Source organism: Pseudovibrio sp. Alg231-02 (genome assembly GCF_900143565.1).
In the GTDB taxonomy this organism is placed as follows: domain Bacteria; phylum Pseudomonadota; class Alphaproteobacteria; order Rhizobiales; family Stappiaceae; genus Pseudovibrio.
This window is the reverse complement of record NZ_FREX01000002.1, coordinates 41,337-59,721: the sequence shown is the minus strand read 5'-3', so window position 1 is coordinate 59,721 and position 18,385 is coordinate 41,337. Positions and strand designations below refer to the sequence as shown.

16 protein-coding genes are annotated in these 18,385 nt (G+C 52.4%); 3 read left to right on the top strand and 13 right to left on the bottom strand.

From position 1 onward, the window contains the following. Nucleotides 1-10: 10 nt before the first annotated feature. The 13 genes from DHN43_RS05890 to DHN43_RS05830 all read right to left on the bottom strand — a co-directional run bounded on the left by DHN43_RS05890 (nucleotide 11) and on the right by DHN43_RS05830 (nucleotide 13,715). On the bottom strand, nucleotides 11-463 hold the full coding sequence (locus tag DHN43_RS05890; RefSeq protein ID WP_057461263.1) for a c-type cytochrome: 453 nt from the start codon (nucleotides 461-463) through the stop codon (nucleotides 11-13). 189 nt (nucleotides 464-652) lie between these two features. Further along, the gene (locus DHN43_RS05885; RefSeq protein ID WP_057461262.1) at nucleotides 653-1,369 is read right to left on the bottom strand and encodes a Crp/Fnr family transcriptional regulator; all 717 of its coding nucleotides are present in this window, start codon (nucleotides 1,367-1,369) and stop codon (nucleotides 653-655) included. Between the two features lie 151 nt (nucleotides 1,370-1,520). Next, a complete protein-coding gene (locus DHN43_RS05880) occupies nucleotides 1,521-1,877 on the bottom strand; it encodes a DUF2834 domain-containing protein (RefSeq protein WP_108818046.1) in 357 nt (118 codons plus the stop codon). A 123-nt stretch (nucleotides 1,878-2,000) separates the two neighbouring features. Further along, nucleotides 2,001-2,831: an ABC transporter ATP-binding protein gene (locus DHN43_RS05875; RefSeq protein ID WP_063298390.1), complete on the bottom strand. Its 831-nt coding sequence runs from the start codon at nucleotides 2,829-2,831 to the stop codon at nucleotides 2,001-2,003. Next, the gene (locus tag DHN43_RS05870) at nucleotides 2,818-3,678 is read right to left on the bottom strand and encodes an ABC transporter ATP-binding protein (protein ID WP_063290107.1); all 861 of its coding nucleotides are present in this window, start codon (nucleotides 3,676-3,678) and stop codon (nucleotides 2,818-2,820) included. The genes DHN43_RS05875 and DHN43_RS05870 overlap by 14 nt, the downstream gene beginning before the upstream one ends. Before the next feature lie 11 nt (nucleotides 3,679-3,689). Next, nucleotides 3,690-4,631, bottom strand: coding sequence for an ABC transporter permease (locus DHN43_RS05865; RefSeq protein ID WP_057461258.1), 942 nt, complete (start codon nucleotides 4,629-4,631; stop codon nucleotides 3,690-3,692). Beyond that, a complete protein-coding gene (locus tag DHN43_RS05860; RefSeq protein ID WP_063294054.1) occupies nucleotides 4,628-5,695 on the bottom strand; it encodes an ABC transporter permease in 1,068 nt (355 codons plus the stop codon). The genes DHN43_RS05865 and DHN43_RS05860 overlap by 4 nt, the downstream gene beginning before the upstream one ends. A gap of 15 nt (nucleotides 5,696-5,710) precedes the next feature. Beyond that, entirely contained in the window at nucleotides 5,711-7,324 is a 1,614-nt protein-coding gene (locus tag DHN43_RS05855) for an ABC transporter substrate-binding protein (RefSeq protein ID WP_063294055.1), read from the bottom strand. 397 nt (nucleotides 7,325-7,721) lie between these two features. Continuing rightward, a complete protein-coding gene (locus tag DHN43_RS05850; protein WP_063308108.1) occupies nucleotides 7,722-8,849 on the bottom strand; it encodes an ABC transporter ATP-binding protein in 1,128 nt (375 codons plus the stop codon). Nucleotides 8,850-8,864: 15 nt separating this feature from the next. Continuing rightward, on the bottom strand, nucleotides 8,865-10,529 hold the full coding sequence (locus tag DHN43_RS05845; RefSeq protein ID WP_108818045.1) for an alpha-glucosidase family protein: 1,665 nt from the start codon (nucleotides 10,527-10,529) through the stop codon (nucleotides 8,865-8,867). Between the two features lie 5 nt (nucleotides 10,530-10,534). Beyond that, nucleotides 10,535-11,362 (bottom strand): carbohydrate ABC transporter permease, encoded by an 828-nt coding sequence (locus DHN43_RS05840; protein ID WP_063294058.1) that lies wholly within the window; start codon nucleotides 11,360-11,362, stop codon nucleotides 10,535-10,537. Then, nucleotides 11,359-12,324 (bottom strand): carbohydrate ABC transporter permease, encoded by a 966-nt coding sequence (locus tag DHN43_RS05835; protein ID WP_063294059.1) that lies wholly within the window; start codon nucleotides 12,322-12,324, stop codon nucleotides 11,359-11,361. The genes DHN43_RS05840 and DHN43_RS05835 overlap by 4 nt, the downstream gene beginning before the upstream one ends. Nucleotides 12,325-12,440: 116 nt before the next feature. Continuing rightward, nucleotides 12,441-13,715 carry an ABC transporter substrate-binding protein gene (locus tag DHN43_RS05830; RefSeq protein WP_063298396.1) on the bottom strand — a complete coding sequence of 425 codons (1,275 nt, stop codon included), beginning with the start codon at nucleotides 13,713-13,715 and terminating at the stop codon, nucleotides 12,441-12,443. Nucleotides 13,716-14,184: 469 nt separating this feature from the next. Between DHN43_RS05830 and DHN43_RS05825 the strand changes: the two genes are divergently transcribed. From DHN43_RS05825 to DHN43_RS05815, 3 genes are all read left to right on the top strand, one after another. Beyond that, complete coding sequence (locus DHN43_RS05825; protein WP_108818044.1) at nucleotides 14,185-15,210, top strand: substrate-binding domain-containing protein; 1,026 nt, start codon at nucleotides 14,185-14,187, stop codon at nucleotides 15,208-15,210. Between the two features lie 99 nt (nucleotides 15,211-15,309). Continuing rightward, nucleotides 15,310-16,017 (top strand): ABC transporter ATP-binding protein, encoded by a 708-nt coding sequence (locus DHN43_RS05820; protein WP_108818043.1) that lies wholly within the window; start codon nucleotides 15,310-15,312, stop codon nucleotides 16,015-16,017. Continuing rightward, entirely contained in the window at nucleotides 16,011-18,383 is a 2,373-nt protein-coding gene (locus DHN43_RS05815; protein WP_108818042.1) for an ABC transporter permease, read from the top strand. The genes DHN43_RS05820 and DHN43_RS05815 overlap by 7 nt, the downstream gene beginning before the upstream one ends. Nucleotides 18,384-18,385: the final 2 nt, after the last annotated feature.

The window sequence follows — 18,385 nt, the reverse complement described above, 5'->3', positions numbered from 1 at the left end:
ATACCACCCCTTAACCAGCGTCGTTCGGTGGCCAGTCTTGCGTGTTGGTCTTGTCAGCCCAACGCAAGAATTCAGAGAGGCCGCGGACTTCTTCTTTGGTCAGATCGAAGAAAGGCATCTGGCGACGACCTTCGATGCGGCTCGGCTGAGCTTCCATCCAGGAGCCAAGGGTCTCAGCTGCATCATCCGGATCATCCAGCACGCCCCAACGTGTCATCACATTGCCGACTTCAGGAGCAAAGTAAGCGCCTTCCCCGTGCAACGTATGGCAGTTGATGCAAGCATGCTTTTCCCAAACGTGCTTTCCGAGGACAACCTCGTCAGTGAGATCAGCTTTTGAAGTCGATTCATTGACGACGTAAAGGTGGCTGTCGATTGAGAGCACGGCAAATATGCCTATGAAGAATAAGGATCCCCCATAAAAAATATTTCGTGCCCGCGATTTTGTAAGGAATTCTGACATCTACGGAATCCTATCGTGGTTACGGTCCCGAAGATGATAAAATTGACGCCACTGGGGAAGTTTGTGCTAGAACAACCTATTCGGTAATTACCGGATATAGGAGAAAAACACATTTAAAAACAATAGGATATAAAATCGAGAATACTGGTATTTATGCCTAGTAACACTCAGGCAATCGCTCAACGGTACTCAAGAGTCAGCCATTGGGTCCAAATCAGCCAGAGTCTTCAGCTTATTCATCTCCGTCACGATGACCTTTTTGCGCCCGCTATTCACAATTCCCTGTTTTTCCCAAGCGCTTAGCAAACGGCTCACAGTGTACAAAGTTGTACCTGTCATCTCAGAGATATTCTGGCGTGTGAGAGGAAAATCAATTTCCATTCCCTCATCGGTGATGCGGCTGCTTTGGATTGCAAGCCTCAGCAAAGCACGTGCAACACGCTGCTCAACCTGCTGTGTTGCCAGTTCCAGAATGTGGTTGTTCGCTTCAGAGATCCGCTCTCCGACGGTTTTGTAGGTTTCCGTCGCAAATCCATCGTACTTTTCGACAAACGTCTTCCAGAGACTTGTCGGCCAGAACAGCACGAGGCAGTCATCAATCGCTACAGCACTGGCTGGGTAAGTCGTCCTGCCAATTGCGGAGGCAATGCCCATAAGCTCGCCACTGACGATGTGACGCGCAATCACCTGATCTCCGGAAGCCGTGGTGCGAATAACGCGCACATGACCGTCCAACAGCAGGAAAAACCGCTCCGCTGGCTCATGCTCTTCGAAAATAGCCTGACCCGCGCTGAAACGCTTTGGCGTTGCTGCGTCCAAAATCTCTCTGATATCAACGCGTTCCAGCTTTCGGAACGGAGGAATATGGGAAATAAGATTTTCGTCAAGACTTCTCAAAGAAGACACCGTAGATCAATTAGAAAACACCCAAGCCAATCTGCGAGTGTTTTAGCGTATGTACTCGTAGGATTAAGCCGGTTGTTTATAGCAGAAAACATTAAGAAATTCACAGTGAACTCATTGGTGTAGGCCATTTTCTGCACATGAGTTCCAACTATCATATGTGCGCTACGTTTTTTCCGCTATGAGCTCCTGATTTTGAAGGTTTTTCAACGTGTAATTCTCTCAAGAACAAGAACAATGGCAAGCCTAACGACACACCAACGGTGAACACAGCAAGAATCGGAAGCCAAAGACGCTTCATTCCAAGTCGTTGCCCTTCGGCAAAGATAAAGCCTATCAAAACCACCGCTGCAACCACCACATCAAGCCAGGCAAAAGCCGATATCTCGCCAGCAAATGCTTCAGCAAGCAGTTGCGGCAGGTTCAACCCGTTCTCAAACAACCATGGCATAAACGCCCCGTACGGCAGCAGAAATCCCAAAATACAAAGAAGGCCGTAAAAATACTTCATCTCTGGCTCCGCAACCAACAATTATCAAATCAACAAAGCGATCCTACTGAAGTTCCCCCGCCAGAACAACAAAAGCCCCACCACAAGGGCGGGGCTTTCAGTAGTCATCAAATGCTTCACAGATCAGCTGTCGCCGAAGAACTCCGCATCATACCCCATAGAGGCTTTGAGCAGTTCCTGCGTGTAAGCTGTCTCCGGTGTAGAGCTTCGCATCGCTTCCACATCCATCACCTCAACAACCTCACCATGCTGCATCACGGCAATCTCATCACACATATGCGCAACGACTGCCAGATCGTGCGTCACCATCACATAGGTAAGGTTATGTTCCTTCCGCAGATCAGCAAACAGGTTCAGAATTTCAGCCTGTACAGATACATCCAACGCTGAAGTTGGCTCATCCAACAATAGAATCTCCGGCTCCAACATCAACGCGCGTGCAACAGCCACACGCTGTCGCTGACCACCGGAAAGTTGGTGCGGATACCGAAAGCGGAAATCTGCCCCAAGCCCTACGTCATCCAGTGCCCGAAGCACACGACCATCAATATCATCAAAGCCATGTAATTTAAGAGGTTCTGACAAAACTCGGTCAACGGTATGGCGGGGATGCAAGGACGCGTAAGGGTCCTGAAAAACCATCTGAATCTTGCGGGCAAAAACCTTGTCACGCTTATGCGAAACAGGGGCGCCGTCAATATCGATCTCACCATCCCAGCTCTCAACCAATCCACACACAGCGCGCAGTACAGTTGACTTACCTGAGCCAGATTCACCGACAATACCAAAACTACCACCTTGCTGAACCTTGACGCTCACGTTTTTGACAGCCTGAAAGCGATCCGGTCCCTCACCGAAATAGACGTTGAGGTCTTTGATCTCGAGGCGAGCGTCTTTTGTTGCTTCCGCAACCCATGGCTTACGTTCCATCACAGCACTATCAGACCCGGGCATCGACACTGACCTCCTGTTTCCAGCTGTCCTGACGTTGCAGTGCTTCAAGGCGCCCCTTGGGCTCCTCAATGCGAGGCAGCGCATTCAGCAACCCACGTGTGTAAGGATGCGTCGCATTGTGCAGCTCGCTGGCCTTACAGGTCTCTACAATACGTCCTGCGTACATAATGATAATTCGGTCACAGAAGGATGAGACAAGATTCAGATCGTGACTGATGAAGATCAGCCCCATTCCGCGCTCCTGCACCAACTTGTCCATGATCGCCAGCACCTTCATCTGCACAGTCACATCCAGAGCAGAGGTCGGCTCATCAGCAATCAGCAGCTTTGGATCAGTGATCAGCATCATCGCGATCATCACACGCTGCCCCATACCGCCTGAAAGCTCATGCGGATAAGAATTGAACACACGCTCAGGGTTGCGGATCTGAACAGCCTCCAACATCTCCAGAGCGCCCTGACGAGCCTCACGGCGAGAAGATTTGGTGTGAAGGCGCAGAGCCTCACAGATCTGTTTGCCAACCGTGTGAACAGGGTTCAGCGAAAACTTCGGATCCTGCATCACCATGGAGATCTGGTGACCACGGATTTTCCGCATCTGCCGTTCCGAATAGTCCAGCAGATTCTCACCATTGAACTTAATCGACTTGGCTTCCATCTGACCCGGAGACCGGATCAGACGCAAAATACTCCGCCCGGTCATAGATTTACCGGAGCCACTTTCGCCCACAATGCCAACGCGCTCACGCCCAACAGAGAACGAAATACCACGAACCGCATCAACGGTACCGCTACGTGTTGGGAAACGAACCCAAAGGTCCTCAACGCTTAAAAGCGTATCACTCATGGTTCTCTCCCCTAGCTCTGGCTCTTTTTCGGATCAAGAATATCGCGCAGACCATCACCCAGCAGGTTGAAGCCTAAGGACACGATAAAGATCGCCATACCCGGCATGGCAGCAACCCACCAATGGTCCAGAATAAACTTGCGACCAGCAGAGATCATTGCGCCCCACTCAGGCTCTGGAGGCTGAGCACCAAGACCAAGGAAACCAAGGCCGGCAGCTGTCAGAATAATCCCCGCCATATCAAGCGTCACACGCACAATGATGGAGGACAGACACAGCGGCCATACATGTCCAATAATGATATGCATGACACCGGCACCCTGCAAACGCACAGCGCTGATGTAATCCGCATTGCGAATAGTCAGAGTTTCCGCGCGAGCAATACGCGCATACGGAGGCCATGCCGTCAGGCTGATCGCGATAATCGCACTCTCGATACCCGCCCCAAGCGCAGCAACGAAGGCAAGCGCCAGAATAAGCTTGGGAAACGCCAGGAAGATATCAACCAGACGCATAAGTGCCTGATCGACCCAGCCGCCCAGATACCCGGCAACAGTTCCAATCAGCAAGCCGAACACTGGTGCTGTGAACGCTACAATGCCTACAATCAGAAGCGTAATGCGGGAACCATAAACGAGGCGGCTCCAGATGTCGCGGCCAAGCTCATCAGTTCCAAGCAGATGACCATCCACCCCCGGCGCGGTCAAACGTTTGGCAAGGTCTTGCGCATTTGGCTCTGTTGTTGCCAGCAGTGGCGCAAAAATCGCCATCAGGACCAGGCTCAGAATAATCAGGAACCCGAGAAACGCGAGCTTGTTTTCATAGAGTTTCATCCACCCCATATAAAACTGCACAGCGCGCGCATGTCCGCGGGAGGTAGGTGCATCAGAGGAGAGCCATGCTTTCAAGCCAGCTCTGTCAGGCACGTTAGATTTTACAGGTGCTGTTGTCATCGTGCCCTCGGATCAACCACTTTGTACATGAAGTCAGAAAAGAGATTGAGGCCCACAAAGATAGCACCAACCACAACTGTTCCACCCAGCACCGCATTCATATCGGCAGAAAGCAGAGCATTGGTGATGTAGTTGCCCAGACCCGGCCATGAGAAGATAATCTCTGTCAGCACAGACCCTTCCAGCAGGTTCGCATAAGAAAGCGCGATCACCGTAATAAGCGGGATCATCACATTGGGCAGCGCATGACGCCAGATCACAGCAGTCTCAGAAACACCCTTCACGCGCGCAGTGGTGATGTACTCCTGAGAGAACTGTTCCAGCATGAACGAGCGGGTCATACGGGAAATGTAAGCAATAGAATAATAGCCAAGAATACTTGCAGGCAGAATGATGTGGCTCACCGCATTCCAGAAGATCTCGATCTCTCCTGCAATCAAGCTATCGATGAGGATCATGCCTGAGACAACAGGAACAATGTCTTCATAATAGATGTCGATACGACCCGGGCCACTAACCCAGCCAAGAATACCGTAGAAAATCAAGAGGCCCATCAAGCCAAACCAGAAGATCGGCATGGAGTAGCCAAACAGGCCAACAAGGCGGATCAGCTGGTCCGGCCAACGGCCTTCATTCACTGCAGCCAAAACCCCCATCGGCACACCAATACCAACACCAGCGATCGTCGCCAGAGTTGCAAGCTCCAATGTAGCCGGGAAAACGCGGGCAATGTCCTCAACAACGGGCCGCGCTGTCAGCGTCGACATCCCGAAGTCGCCCATCGCCACCTGCTTCAAGAACAGCATAAACTGCACGTAAAGCGGCTGATCAAGACCCATGGCCTTGTACGCAGCTTCGTAAATTTCCTGAGAGGCACGCTCACCAACAACCGCGAGGACCGGGTCGACTGGCATAACACGCGCAATAATGAAGGTGACGAAAAGAAGCCCCACCATAGTGATGGCAATGGAGAAAAGGCCAGCGATTAAACCTTTTAAAATCTTGTAGAGCGGCGAGGTAAACCCTCGCCGCGCCACAGTCGCTGTATTTTCAGCGATGCTCATTTATATTTAGCCAATCTATTTTTTTACAGGCCAGTAGTAAACAGCGGTCACAGCGCCTCCAGGATTAAACCCGGTCACGTTTGCACGCATAGAGTTCTGTTCAATCTTCTGGAACATAACTGCAAACGGAGCTTCTTTCTGGAAGGTCTTCTGAGCTTGCACGTACATGCGAGCACGCTTTTCGCGGTCACTTTCCTGTACAGCCAGATCGGTCAGCTTGGTCAGCTCTGTTGCTGGGTAAGCGTTACGCCATGCCAGTTTACCAACATGCTTACCTTCATCGGAATTATCCGGATTGTTTGCGAAGGTATCAGCATTTGTGTGTGGATCTGGGTAATCCGGACCCCATGCACCTACGTAGATCTGGAAGTCACGAGCGCGGTAACGACCAAGGATCTGCTTGCCAGTTCCCTGTGTGATAGAGGCGCGAATGCCAGCCTGAGCAAAGGTGTTCTGCAAGCTCTGAGCAATTTCAACACGCTCAGTTGCATTACGAACGATGAACTCAACATCGAAACCATCGGCATAACCAGCCTGATCGAGCAGCTCTTTAGCTTTCTCAACGTTCAGTGAGAAGGGAGTGTCCTTCAGTTCGCCCATATAGGTCTGCGGAAGGAACGCCTGCTGGATGGTGTACTGGCCCTTCAGGAAGGAACCGGTCATGCCTTTGTAGTCAACGAGATACTTAAGAGCTTCCGCAACCTTTGGATGGGACAGCGCCTTATCCTTCTGGTTGAAGGAGATGTACATCAGACGACCACGGAGCGTGTCTTCAACCTTCAGGTCTTCATTGGTGGAGATCGCAGTAATATCTTCTGGAGACAGGTGACGTGCAACATCAACATCGCCTTTTTCCAGCATCAGGCGCTGAGAAGCAGATTCCATCACGTGACGCACGATAACGCGCTTCATCGCAACTTCACCACGCCAGTAACCTGGAACAGCAGTCAGAGAATAAGACTCATTTGGCTTCCAGTTTTGAAGTTTGAAAGCGCCAGAACCTGCTGAATTTGTTTTCAGCCAGCCGTTACCCCAGTCGCCATCAACTTCGTTAGATTTTACCAACTCACTATCAACAATAGAAGCAATCGCAGCTGTGAAACAGTTCAACACAAAAGAAGGTGCGTACTTCTTATCTGTTGTGATCTGGAAGGTGTTGGCATCAACTGCCTTAATCGTATCTTCCATGTTCTCAGCTGTAAAACCAAACTGAGTAACAATGAAAGATGGCGTCTTTTTCATAGCAACAGCACGACGTAAGCTGAATTCAGCATCCTTCGCAGTTACCGGATTACCTGAGTGGAACTTGATGCCTTCACGCATTTTGAAGGTGAAGGTTCTTCCGTCCTCAGAGATTTCCCAGCTTTCCGCAAGACCTGGCTGATAACCTTTGGAAAGATCGGAAGGATCAAGATCTACGAGTTTGTCATAGATGTTATTTGCCATGTCGGAGCCAGAGAACTCAAACATTTCTTGCGGATCAAGGGAAATGAGGTCATCAATGCGGCCAGCAATGATGAGCATGTTAGGTGGTGTTGCAGCACCAGCCTCAGAGATGATAGCGCCGGAAATTGGCATCGCCACGCTTGCAGCAAGCGCCAGCGAGAGAAGACTACGCTTAAATTGCATTATAAAATGCTCCCCTATTTATAAAATGCCTTCACATCGTTAGTCGCGCGAAGGCGAAAGAATTGTAACCGCATCTAAGTGCAATCACTGATTAAATTCTTTCACTTTTTAAGAATGGGAACAAGTACCCTTGGTTGAGCTCAGCCAAAGAATGCCATGCGCCAGCTCAATCCTTGCTTGATTCTGGACTGCTAACCTTGCGGTTTCTGCCAGTAATCAAACCTCCCCTAACGGACTAGTCAATTGGTATGATCAAGCCTGATTCAGTCTAAAAAAATCAGCTATTTAATCGTTTTAAGAAATGAAGAGGCGTCTCAGAAAAAGTAAACGCTGCACACAAGGTGCAGCGTTGGAACTCTATGCCAAATTGGAGTGAGCCTGTGAGCAATTTTATTTATCACGCACCCTCAAGAGTTGCAGTATTTTCATGTTGACCTAACGTCCCCAATTTAGAAAACGCGAATCCGTCACCGCCAAACACATGCGCATGGCTGCAATCCAGCTTCACTTTGCAGCTCTCACCAGCCTTCGCAGTAGCATCACCCCTGCCCTGAACGGTGATCAAAGAACCGTCGGTCAAGCGCACATGCAGGAAGTGGCTCTCACCAAGTTCCTCAATAACCTCGACCTTCCCGGAAAGCTCGCCTTCCGTTCCGCTGCCCATGTGCTCGGGACGAATACCAAACTCAACCTTATCGCCAACAGCAAGGCCAGTCGGATCAACGACAACCTTCACAGGATCAGAGCCGATAACCGACAGCTCAACACCGTCTTCAGCAACACTTGTCACCTGCGCTTCAATGAAGTTCATCTTCGGCGACCCGATGAAGCCAGCCACGAACTTGTTGCGTGGACGATGGTACAGCTCAAGCGGGCTACCAACCTGCTCAATCCGGCCAGCATTCAGCACCACAATCCGGTCTGCAAGTGTCATTGCCTCCACCTGATCGTGGGTCACGTACACCATGGTGGCGTCCATGTCCTGATGCAGCTTGGCAATCTCAATACGCATCTGCACACGCAGCGCCGCATCAAGATTGGAAAGCGGCTCATCGAATAGGAAGACCTTAGGATTACGAACAATCGCACGGCCAATCGCCACACGCTGCCGCTGACCACCGGACAGTTGCTTCGGCTTGCGTTCCAGCAACGGAGTCAGCTCAAGGATACGAGCCGCCTCCATCACCTTCTCTTTGATATCCTCTTTTGAATGCTTGGAGAGTTCAAGGCCAAATGCCATATTCTCATAAACATTCATATGCGGATAAAGAGCATAGCTCTGGAACACCATGGCTATCTTGCGTTCCTTAGGAGAGCGCTGGTTCACCAGATCTCCATCAATGAACATGTCACCATCAGTGATGTCTTCAAGCCCTGCAATCAGGCGCAATAAAGTCGATTTACCGCAGCCGGATGGCCCGACAAACACGATCAACTCGCGATCTTTGATCTGCAAGTCAACGCCGTGGATGATGCGGGTTGACCCGAAGTCCTTGACGATACCCTTGAGTGTTACATCTGCCATGGTGTTGCCCTCAGCTTAGTTCTTTGAGATTTGCAAGTAAGCCACTTGCCATGCAGGCAGGTTGAGTGCCTCGTCGTCCATTTCCGCACTAAATCCATGCCCCTCCAGCAACGCAGCAGAGCTGTACGCACCCAGAGCAACACGCATATCATCATTTGTCAGATTGAAGACGCAAAGTACTTGTTCACCTTCATGCTCACGCACAAACGCCAGAACGTCTTCTCCCAGATCAGCAAAGTCCAAAGACCCCTTTTGCAGAACCTTCTGGTCTTTACGCCACTGCAGGTATTTCGCTGTCCGGCGAAGTGGAGAAGCCTCATCTCCAGCCTGAACTTCCGCACTGTGATCCAGATGGTCCTGCGCCATCGGCAACCAAGGCTTGCCAGTGGTAAAGCCACCGTCCTTGGTCCATGCAATCGGCGTCCGGCACCCATCACGGCCTTTATATTCAGGCCAGAACTCAATGCCATAAGGATCTTGAAGGTCTTCCAGAGCCACATCAGCTTCTTTAAAGCCCAGTTCCTCACCCTGATAAATGCATGGGCTACCACGCAAGGAAGCGCTCAGCGCCATCAAAGCTGGTGTTGCCACCTGAGGATCAACATCAGCAGGAAGCCGTGATCCCATACGCTTCACATCGTGGTTGGACATCGCCCAGCTCGGCCAGCCCTCAGTCACAATGTTCTGCAGGTTGGTCACCCGCTCACGCACATACTTTGCAGTTGGCGTATTGGAAAGCAGATCAAAGCTGTACGCCATGTGCAGGCGCCCCTCGCCAGAGGTGTACTGCTTCATGATCTCACTGGCTTCATGCCCAGCACCGATTTCACCAACTGTGGTGGTGTTCGGATACTCGTTCATCACAGCCCGTAAGCGCTCAAGGAACGGCAGGTTCTCTGGCTGCGATTTGTCAAACTTGTGATCCTGGAACGCATAAGGGTTCACACCGGTCACATCTGCAAGGCTATCTGGATCCGGATAAGGTGGGTTGTCACGCAGCTGTTTGTCATGAACGTAAAAGTTCACGGTATCCAGACGGAACCCGTCAACACCCAGCTCCAACCAGAACCGACCTGCATCAAGCACGGCCTGCTGCACTTCCTCGCAATGGAAATTCAGATCCGGCTGAGAACGCAGGAAGTTATGCAGGTAGTACTGACAACGGCGACTGTCCCACTGCCAGGCAGAACCACCAAAGATGGAAAGCCAGTTGTTTGGCGGAGAACCATCAGCTTTAGGGTCTGCCCAGACATACCAGTCAGACTTGCTGTTGGTCTTATTGCTCCGGCTTTCCTTAAACCACTCATGTTGCTCAGAGGTGTGTGAAATCACCAGATCGATCAGAACACGAATGCCCTTACCATGCGCTTTAGCCACCAGCTCTTTGAAATCATCCAGAGAGCCGAACATTGGATCAACGTCTTCATAATCAGAAACGTCGTATCCAAAGTCATCCATTGGCGACTTCATGAAAGGCGAAATCCAGATCGCATCAGCACCAAGATCGGAGATGTAGTCCAGCTTCTCTGTAATACCTGGAAGGTCACCAATGCCATCGCCATTGCTATCTGCGAAAGACCGCGGATAGATTTGATAAATGACTGCGCCCCGCCACCAATCCGGATCGTTCGCCAGAACGCGATGGCTTGTATTTTCGTTTATTGGGGTAGAGAGGTTCATTCCAGTTATCCTTTAACCGCACCAGCTGTAAGACCAGCGACGATTTTTCGTTGAAACACCAGGACTAGGACCACGATCGGGACGGTCACTAGTACAGAAGCAGCCATGATATTGCCCCATGGCAGCTCGTATTCAGTTGCGCCGGACATCAGGGCAATCGCCACTGGCACGGTGCGAACTTCGTTGGATAGAGTAAAGGTGAGCGCGAACAGGAACTCGTTCCACGCACCGATAAAGGCAAGCAGACCAGTGGTCACCATCGCTGGCCACATCAGCGGCAGGAAGATCCGGCGCACAATGGTCAGCGGAGAAGCTCCGTCAACAACCGCAGCCTCTTCAAGCTCCTTCGGCAGCTCCTTCATGAAGGTCGTCAGCACCCACACAGTGAACGGCAGGGTCAGCACCGTGTTCGGGATAATCAAACCCGGCAGAGAGTTGTAAAGCCCCATGGAGCGGATCAGCTCATACATGCCTGAAAGGATCGCCACCTGCGGGAACATGGAGACAGACAGGATCGTCATCAACAACAAGCCACGGCCGCGGAAGTGGATACGAGCCAGCGCATAAGACGCCGTCACTGCAATAATCAGCGACAGAACCACAACAGATGTCGCAACAATCACCGAGTTTAGAATATTGAGCCCAAACGGCTGCTCTTTGAAGATGGAGAAATAGTTCCCCATCGTGAAGGATGTTGGGAATACGGACGGATTGAACAGCTCCTGCCCGCTCCGGAAACTCGTGACAATCGCGTAATAGAACGGGAAGACCGAGAAAATCACGACCACAACAACCAGCGAGTAAAACAGAATAGACTTCATCTGCCTGTTCATGATTGTTCTCCTTCACCGGACTTCAGCCCGCCGGCCACCACGGTAATGGTCGTCAGCAAAGCAATAACAATGAACAGCAGCGTTGCAGCGGCAGAGCCGTAGCCAACTTCCTGGAAATCAACCAGTTGCTGCCTCGCATAAACTGACATGGACATGGTCGAGGTGGAGCTGGACGTCAGCACGTAAATCAGATCAAACACACGCAGCGCATCAAGACTGCGGAAAATCACTGCAACAATGATCGCCGGGCGGATCAGCGGCAACGTTACCTTGAAGAACACGCGGATCGGGTTGATGCCATCCACGCGGGCAGCCTCATAGATATCACCCGGAAGCATCTGAAGGGCAGCAAGGGTCAGCAGTGCCATGAACGGTGTTGTCTTCCAGACATCCACCATGATCACAGCCCACATCGCAGTGGAAGGATCAGCCGTCCAGGCAATCGGCTCAGACAGAATGCCGACACTCAGCAGAATTTCGTTGATCACACCAAACTGATCATGAAGCATCCAGCCCCACATCTTGGCGGAAACAATAGTCGGGATCGCCCAGGGGATCAGAACCGCAGCACGCACAAGGCCGCGTCCTTTGAACTCCGCATTCAGGATCAACGCAATGAGAAGCCCGAATAGAGTTTCAAAACCAACAGAGATGACAGAAAACCAGAGAGTATTCCAAACCGCATTCCACCACTCGGCATCAACGAGAACGCCATAGGCCTCTCCGTCATAATACGAGAGATAGTTCTCAAAGCCGATGAATTGAGATTGGCTGAGATCTGTGAGGTTTGCGTCGGTAAAACCCAACCAGATGGTGCGAAGCAACGGCCAGCCTGCAACAGCAGCCAATGCAATCATCATGGGGGCGAGAAAAAGCCACGCGGCGCGCAATCTGGCAGAGCTCAGATTGGAGCGTTTTGCCTTACGAGTGGCTGTACCATCCTGCTGAAGAGCAAGGGTCATCCTCTGATCCTTGGTTTCTTTATTTCAGGGAAACTCCAAGGAACCACCCAGGAGCTCGGTTCAGTGTTGCGGCCATCGGGAGGCCGCAACACAGATCGCAAGTCTAGGGAGGAGACTTACCAGCCTTTACGCTTGATGCGTTTCAGGTTCTTTTCAAGCTTCGCAAGGGATGCCTCTGCTTCGGTTTTACCGGAAAGCACGTCATGCACTGCATTGTAAAATGCATTGGAAACTTTGTTGTAGTTAGAGCCAGTTGCACGAGATGGACGTGCCACAGCATTGGTGAAGGTGTCTTTCAACTGACCCATGAACGGGCTTGCTGCAAGAACATCCGCATCAGAGTACAGCTCAGCAATGGTTGGGTTGTAAGACCCTTCGATAGCACGCTGTTTCTGGCTCTTTTTGCTGGTCAGATGCATAACAAGGCTTGCAGCTGCTTCTGGGTCTTTGGAGTATTTAGAAACAGCAAGCTGCCAACCACCAAGAGTACCGGTCTGCTTTCCGTCTTCACCACCCTTAGGCAAAGCCATCACACCAATTTTGCCTTTGATCGGGGAATCGTCAGCCTGACCGAGAGACCACGCATAAGGCCAGTTACGCATGAACACTGCATTACCGGACTGGAACACACCGCGTGCATCTTCTTCCTGATAGGAAAGAACACCAGAAGGTGCAATTGTACCGGTCCAGCTTGCTGCGAGAGACAGAGCTTTTGCAGCTTTTTCGTTGTTGATGGTGATATCGCCATCAGCATTCACAACATCGCCACCACCAAAGCTGTCGACCCACTCAAGAGCGTCACAGGTCAGACCTTCATAAGCCTTCGCCTGATAAACAAAGCCCCACATTTTATTGTTGCCAGCTGCGCGTTCAGCATCCTGAATTTTTTTCGCGCTTGCGGTCAGATCACCCCAGGTTTCAGGAGCCTTTTCACCATGCTTTTCGAGCAGGTCTTTGCGGTAGAACAGCAGGCCAGCATCAGTGTACCAAGGCATAGCAACCAGCTTGCCCTTGTAGGTGTTGTTCGCAACGATTGGTTGGAAGTGCATGTCTTCTGCGCCATTGGAATATGGCTTCAGATCAGCAAGGTGGCTTCCCAGAATACCCGGCCAGATAACGTCAATCTGGAAAACATCAATATCAGAAGAACCAGAGCTCAGGATCTGCTGGTACAGCGCCAGCTGCTCGGTAGATGATGCAGGTGCAGCGAAAAACTTAACGGTGTTGCCAGTTTCTTTGGCCCACTCGGTTGCAGCACCTTTACAGAGCTTAGCGCCCTGACCAACGCTACCACAAACAACGGTAACTTCAGCAGCCATTGCATAACCCGCAACGCCAGCCATACCAGCAACAGCAACAGCAGAACCTAATAATGTACGACGGATACCCATAATGGGACGCCTCCCTGTTTCGTCCATGGCCCTTGGTTCAACGAATTCCCAATCGTTGTCCGGCCATTAATTACCCCTCCAGAGCGAAGGGCTCCCCAAACACTGGTCATCTTTCAAAAGATTCCCAAAGCGCTTTGAGACAAGCAAAGTTTAGTCACCGGTCTAAGTCAATAGTAAAAATCCGTAGGAACTTTTGTGAGGCTGTCTATCTGGCGTCATATTTTGCAACGCAGCACCCACAAAATAGCTGAATTCTCCTAAGTTTAGAGCCCATCATATGTGGTATTTTACTGCACCTCTGAAAAATATCAGTTTTCCACTGTCTCCGTTACCGTTTCCAAAGCGCTTTGGAAAAGACAAAGGTCCTACTGGATTTTAGGCAGACTTCTGGGCTAGATTTCATCCAAGCATGCGGGAGAAAAAGGGGCTATAAACAAGGCGCACAGCAAGTTTGAGCCATTGAATTATTATGAATCTTAAGAGTTTAGCCAATCACCTCGGTCTTTCACAAACCACAGTCAGCAGAGCTCTGAACGGGTATTCTGACGTGTCTCTCGCCACCCGAAACCGGGTTTCGGAGGCAGCAAAGACCTATGGCTATCGTCCCAATGTCAACGCACGCCGTCTGGCTACCGGACGCTCCTGTGTGATCGGCATCGCCTTCCCCACTGACATGAACATGTTTCTCGACCCGCATTTCATCGAGTTTCTGACAGGTCTTTCAGAGAAGGCATCCGAGCTTGACTACGACATCATGATCTCCTCCTCGCAGAGTGAAGAAGTGGACGTCTACCGCCGCTTTGCAGAAAAAGGCACTGTTGATCTGGTGATCCTGTCCAACGTGGATCTGAGTGAAGAACGCATCCGTCTGCTGCAAGACCTCAACATGCCATTCATCGTGCATGGCCGCACTGCCACCTGTGATAGCTACTCGTACATCGACATCGACAACTACGGCGTCTTCCACGAGCCCACAAAGATGCTGCTGGAAATGGGCCACGACAAGATCGCGATCCTCAACGGCCATCCAAACCGTGTCTACGCCATTGACCGGCTCAACGGCTGGCAGGATGCGTTGAAGGAAAGAGGCGTCATGCCGAACCCGGATTATATGCGTGCAGGCGCCATGTCAGAGGAAAACGGCTACACCTTCGCCATGGAGATCTTGCAGCTCGAAAACCGCCCGACTGCCCTGCTCTGCTCAAGTGTGGTCATGGCAAAAGGCGCGTACAGAGCCTGTAACGAGCTCGGCATCAAGATCGGTTCGGAAGTCTCCATCGTCGCCCACGATGACAACGTGCCCCTCGCACAAGCATCTGACATGAACCCGCCACTGACCGTCACCCGCTCTCCACTGCGCGACGCAGGCCGGGAGATCGCGATCATGGCCATGAATTATCTCAAGGGCACAGACATCAAAGAGCTGCAATGCCTGTGGCACCCGGAACTTATTTTCCGCAAATCTGTAGGCGCACCGCCACGCACGGACATCTAGCCTAGGGAATTTACTCAGTTCCTTGAGTGGGATCATTGCCATACAACTTGAGTCTGAGGCTATAGTGTAACGTAGCTGCACATTCAGGTTGGGGCCCCTATGCCGACGCCAGTATTTATCGCTGAAAACACGACCAAAACCTATGTCACCAACGAGGTTGAGGTGCACGCACTTCGCGGTGTCTCCATGACACTCTTTGAAGGCGAAATGGTTGTGCTGCTTGGACCATCCGGCTCCGGCAAATCCACATTCCTGAACATTCTCGGTGGCCTCGACAATGCCACTTCCGGCACAGTCTCGTTCATGGGCAAGAACCTGACCGATTTCAGCGAAAGCGAACTGACCCGCTATCGGCGCGATTACGTCGGCTTCGTCTTCCAGTTTTACAACCTCATTCCCAGCCTCAACGCATGGGAAAACGTGGCTCTGACAACCGAAATCGCCAGGAACCCAATGGACCCGCAGGAAGCGTTGGAACTGGTCGGCCTCGGCAACCGTTCCTCTCACTTCCCGGCGGAAATGTCCGGCGGTGAACAGCAGCGCGTCGCCATCGCCCGCGCCATCGCCAAACGGCCAGAAGTCCTGCTTTGTGATGAACCCACTGGCGCGCTCGACACCAAAACCGGCACGCTGGTTCTGGAAGCCTTACAGCGCATCAATCTGGAACTTGGCACGACCACCGCAATCATCACCCACAACACGGCAATCCAGCAAATGGCAAACCGTGTTTATGTCTTCAAAGACGGCGCAATCGAGAGCACGCACGAAAACGAGAGGCCCAAGCAACCGTCGGAGGTTGCATGGTAGCTCTGCCCGTCCTTGACCGAAAAGTAATCCGTGACTTGAAACGCCTGTGGGCGCAAGTGCTCGCGATTGCTTTAGTCATGGCGTGCGGAGTGATGACGCTGATTCTCGCGCAAGGCGCCTACCGCTCTCTCAGCCAGACACAGAAAACCTATTACGATCAGTACCGCTTCGGCCACATCTTCGCACAAGCCGTCCGTGCACCTGATCACCTGAAAGACCGCATCGCAGCCATTGATGGCGTAGCAGCCGTCGAAATGCGCATTGTCCGCTCCGCCATCCTCGACATTCCGCAGATGGCAGAACCTGCCGCTGGCATTGCGCTTTCCTTGCCCTCAGGCAGAAAGCCCGCCGTCAACCGCCTCTACTTACGCGCAGGCCGCTTGCCGGAAGGCTCCCGTACCAACCAAGTCGCTCTGGATTCCCGCTTCGCCAAAGCACATGGCCTCAACCCTGGCGACACGTTCAGCGCAATATTGAACGGCAAGAAGCTTAACCTCGAAATCACAGGCATCATCCTCTCCCCCGAGTTCATCTACGCCCTCGGCCCCGGAGATCTGGTCCCCGATGACCGCCGCTTCGCCGTCTTCTTCATGGCCCAATCCGCTATGGAAGGCCTGTTCGACATGAAGAACGCGGCCAACGATATCTCCCTGAGACTGCTCAGGGGCGCCTGCACACCTTGCGTACTGGAGCAACTCGACCGCCTGCTCAAGCCATACGGAGGCACCGGCGCGTATAAACGCAAAGACCAGCAATCCCATGCCTTTCTGGATGCGGAGCTCACCCAACTTTCCGCTATGGCGAAAGTGCTGCCTCCCATATTCCTGCTGGTCTCCGCTTTCCTCGTCAACATGATCCTGTCTCGCCTGATCGCTCTGGAGCGGGAGCAGATCGGCCTCCTGAAAGCCTGCGGATACTCCTCATGGTCCGTCGCAGGTCACTACGCCAAACTGGTCTCTTTCATTGCGCTTCTGGGTGTTGGAATCGGCTCCATTGCTGGCAATTACATGGGCAAGTTGATGACCCAAATGTATGCGCAGTACTTCTCATTCCCATTCCTCGTGTTCGATGAAAGCCCGGACATCTACCTCATCGCCGCCGCCATCTCTTTGTTCGCTGCTTTGGGCGGTGCGCTGTCCTCCATCATGAAAGCTGCCCGCCTGCCACCCGCAGTCGCCATGCGTCCACCTGCACCGCCACGTTTCCGCAGTTTCCTCTCGCTCAAGTCAAAGCGCGTGCGCATCTTGTCCCAGCTCAGCACCATGGGCCTGCGCCATCTCATGCACAATCCGGTGCGCAGCCTGCTCACCAGCATTGGCGTCTCCTTCGCGCTGGCCCTGCTCGTCTCCGCGCTGTTCCTGACCAATTCCATGGACCACATGATCAACGTGGCCTTCAACAAAGCAGAAACCGCAGATGCCCGCCTGACACTGGCAGATGACAAAGCACCAAGCGTGCTCGATGACATCCTGCGCCTGCCCGGCGTTCTCACCGCAGAAGCCTACAGACAAGAACCCGTCATCCTGCGCTTTGGTCCCAAAGAGAAGCGCGTCGCCATCACAGGCCGCCCAACCAACGCCAACCTCTCCCGCATTCTGGACCTTGATGAACGCGTTATTGAAATGCCCCGCACTGGCCTCATGCTGCCAACTCACCTTGCCAATCAGTTGGGTGTAAAGCCGGGCGAGATGGTTACGGTAGAGCTTACCAGGCACAACTCGATCCTGCAGCAAGTGCGTGTCTCCGGCACCGTCACCAGCTACATGGGCATCTCCGCCTCCATGCACATAGACGCGCTGAACGCCCTTGTGCCCACAGGCCCGCGCATCTCTGACTTGGCGATCAACATCGACCGCACACGGCTTGATGATCTCTACGATGCTGTCAAACAAACACCGGGCCTCGGCGGCATCGCCATGCAGATGCTCTCACGCGAAAAGTTCCGCGAACTCATGGACCAGAGCTTCACCTCCATGCTGGTGGCCTACATCACCATCGCCGTCATCGTAGCCTTTGGCGTGGTCTACAACGCCGCCCGCATCCAGCTGTCAGAACGGGGCCGCGAGCTCGCCAGCCTGCGCGTCATCGGCTTCTCTAAGCAGGAAGTGTTCCACGTCATTCTGGTGGAAATGGCGATGATCGTCCTGCTGGCACAGCCCATGGGCTGGCTTATCGGCTATGGCATGGCAGCAGGCATGATACAGGGCTTCGCCAGCGATCTCTTCCGCGTGCCGCTTGTGGTGCTGCCAAGCACCTACGCCATTGCCAGCTTTGTCATTCTCACTGCTGCCCTGGCCTGTGCGCTTATCGTGCGCCGCCGTGTGGGCAAACTTGATCTCATCAAAACCTTAAAAACGAGGGAATAGGA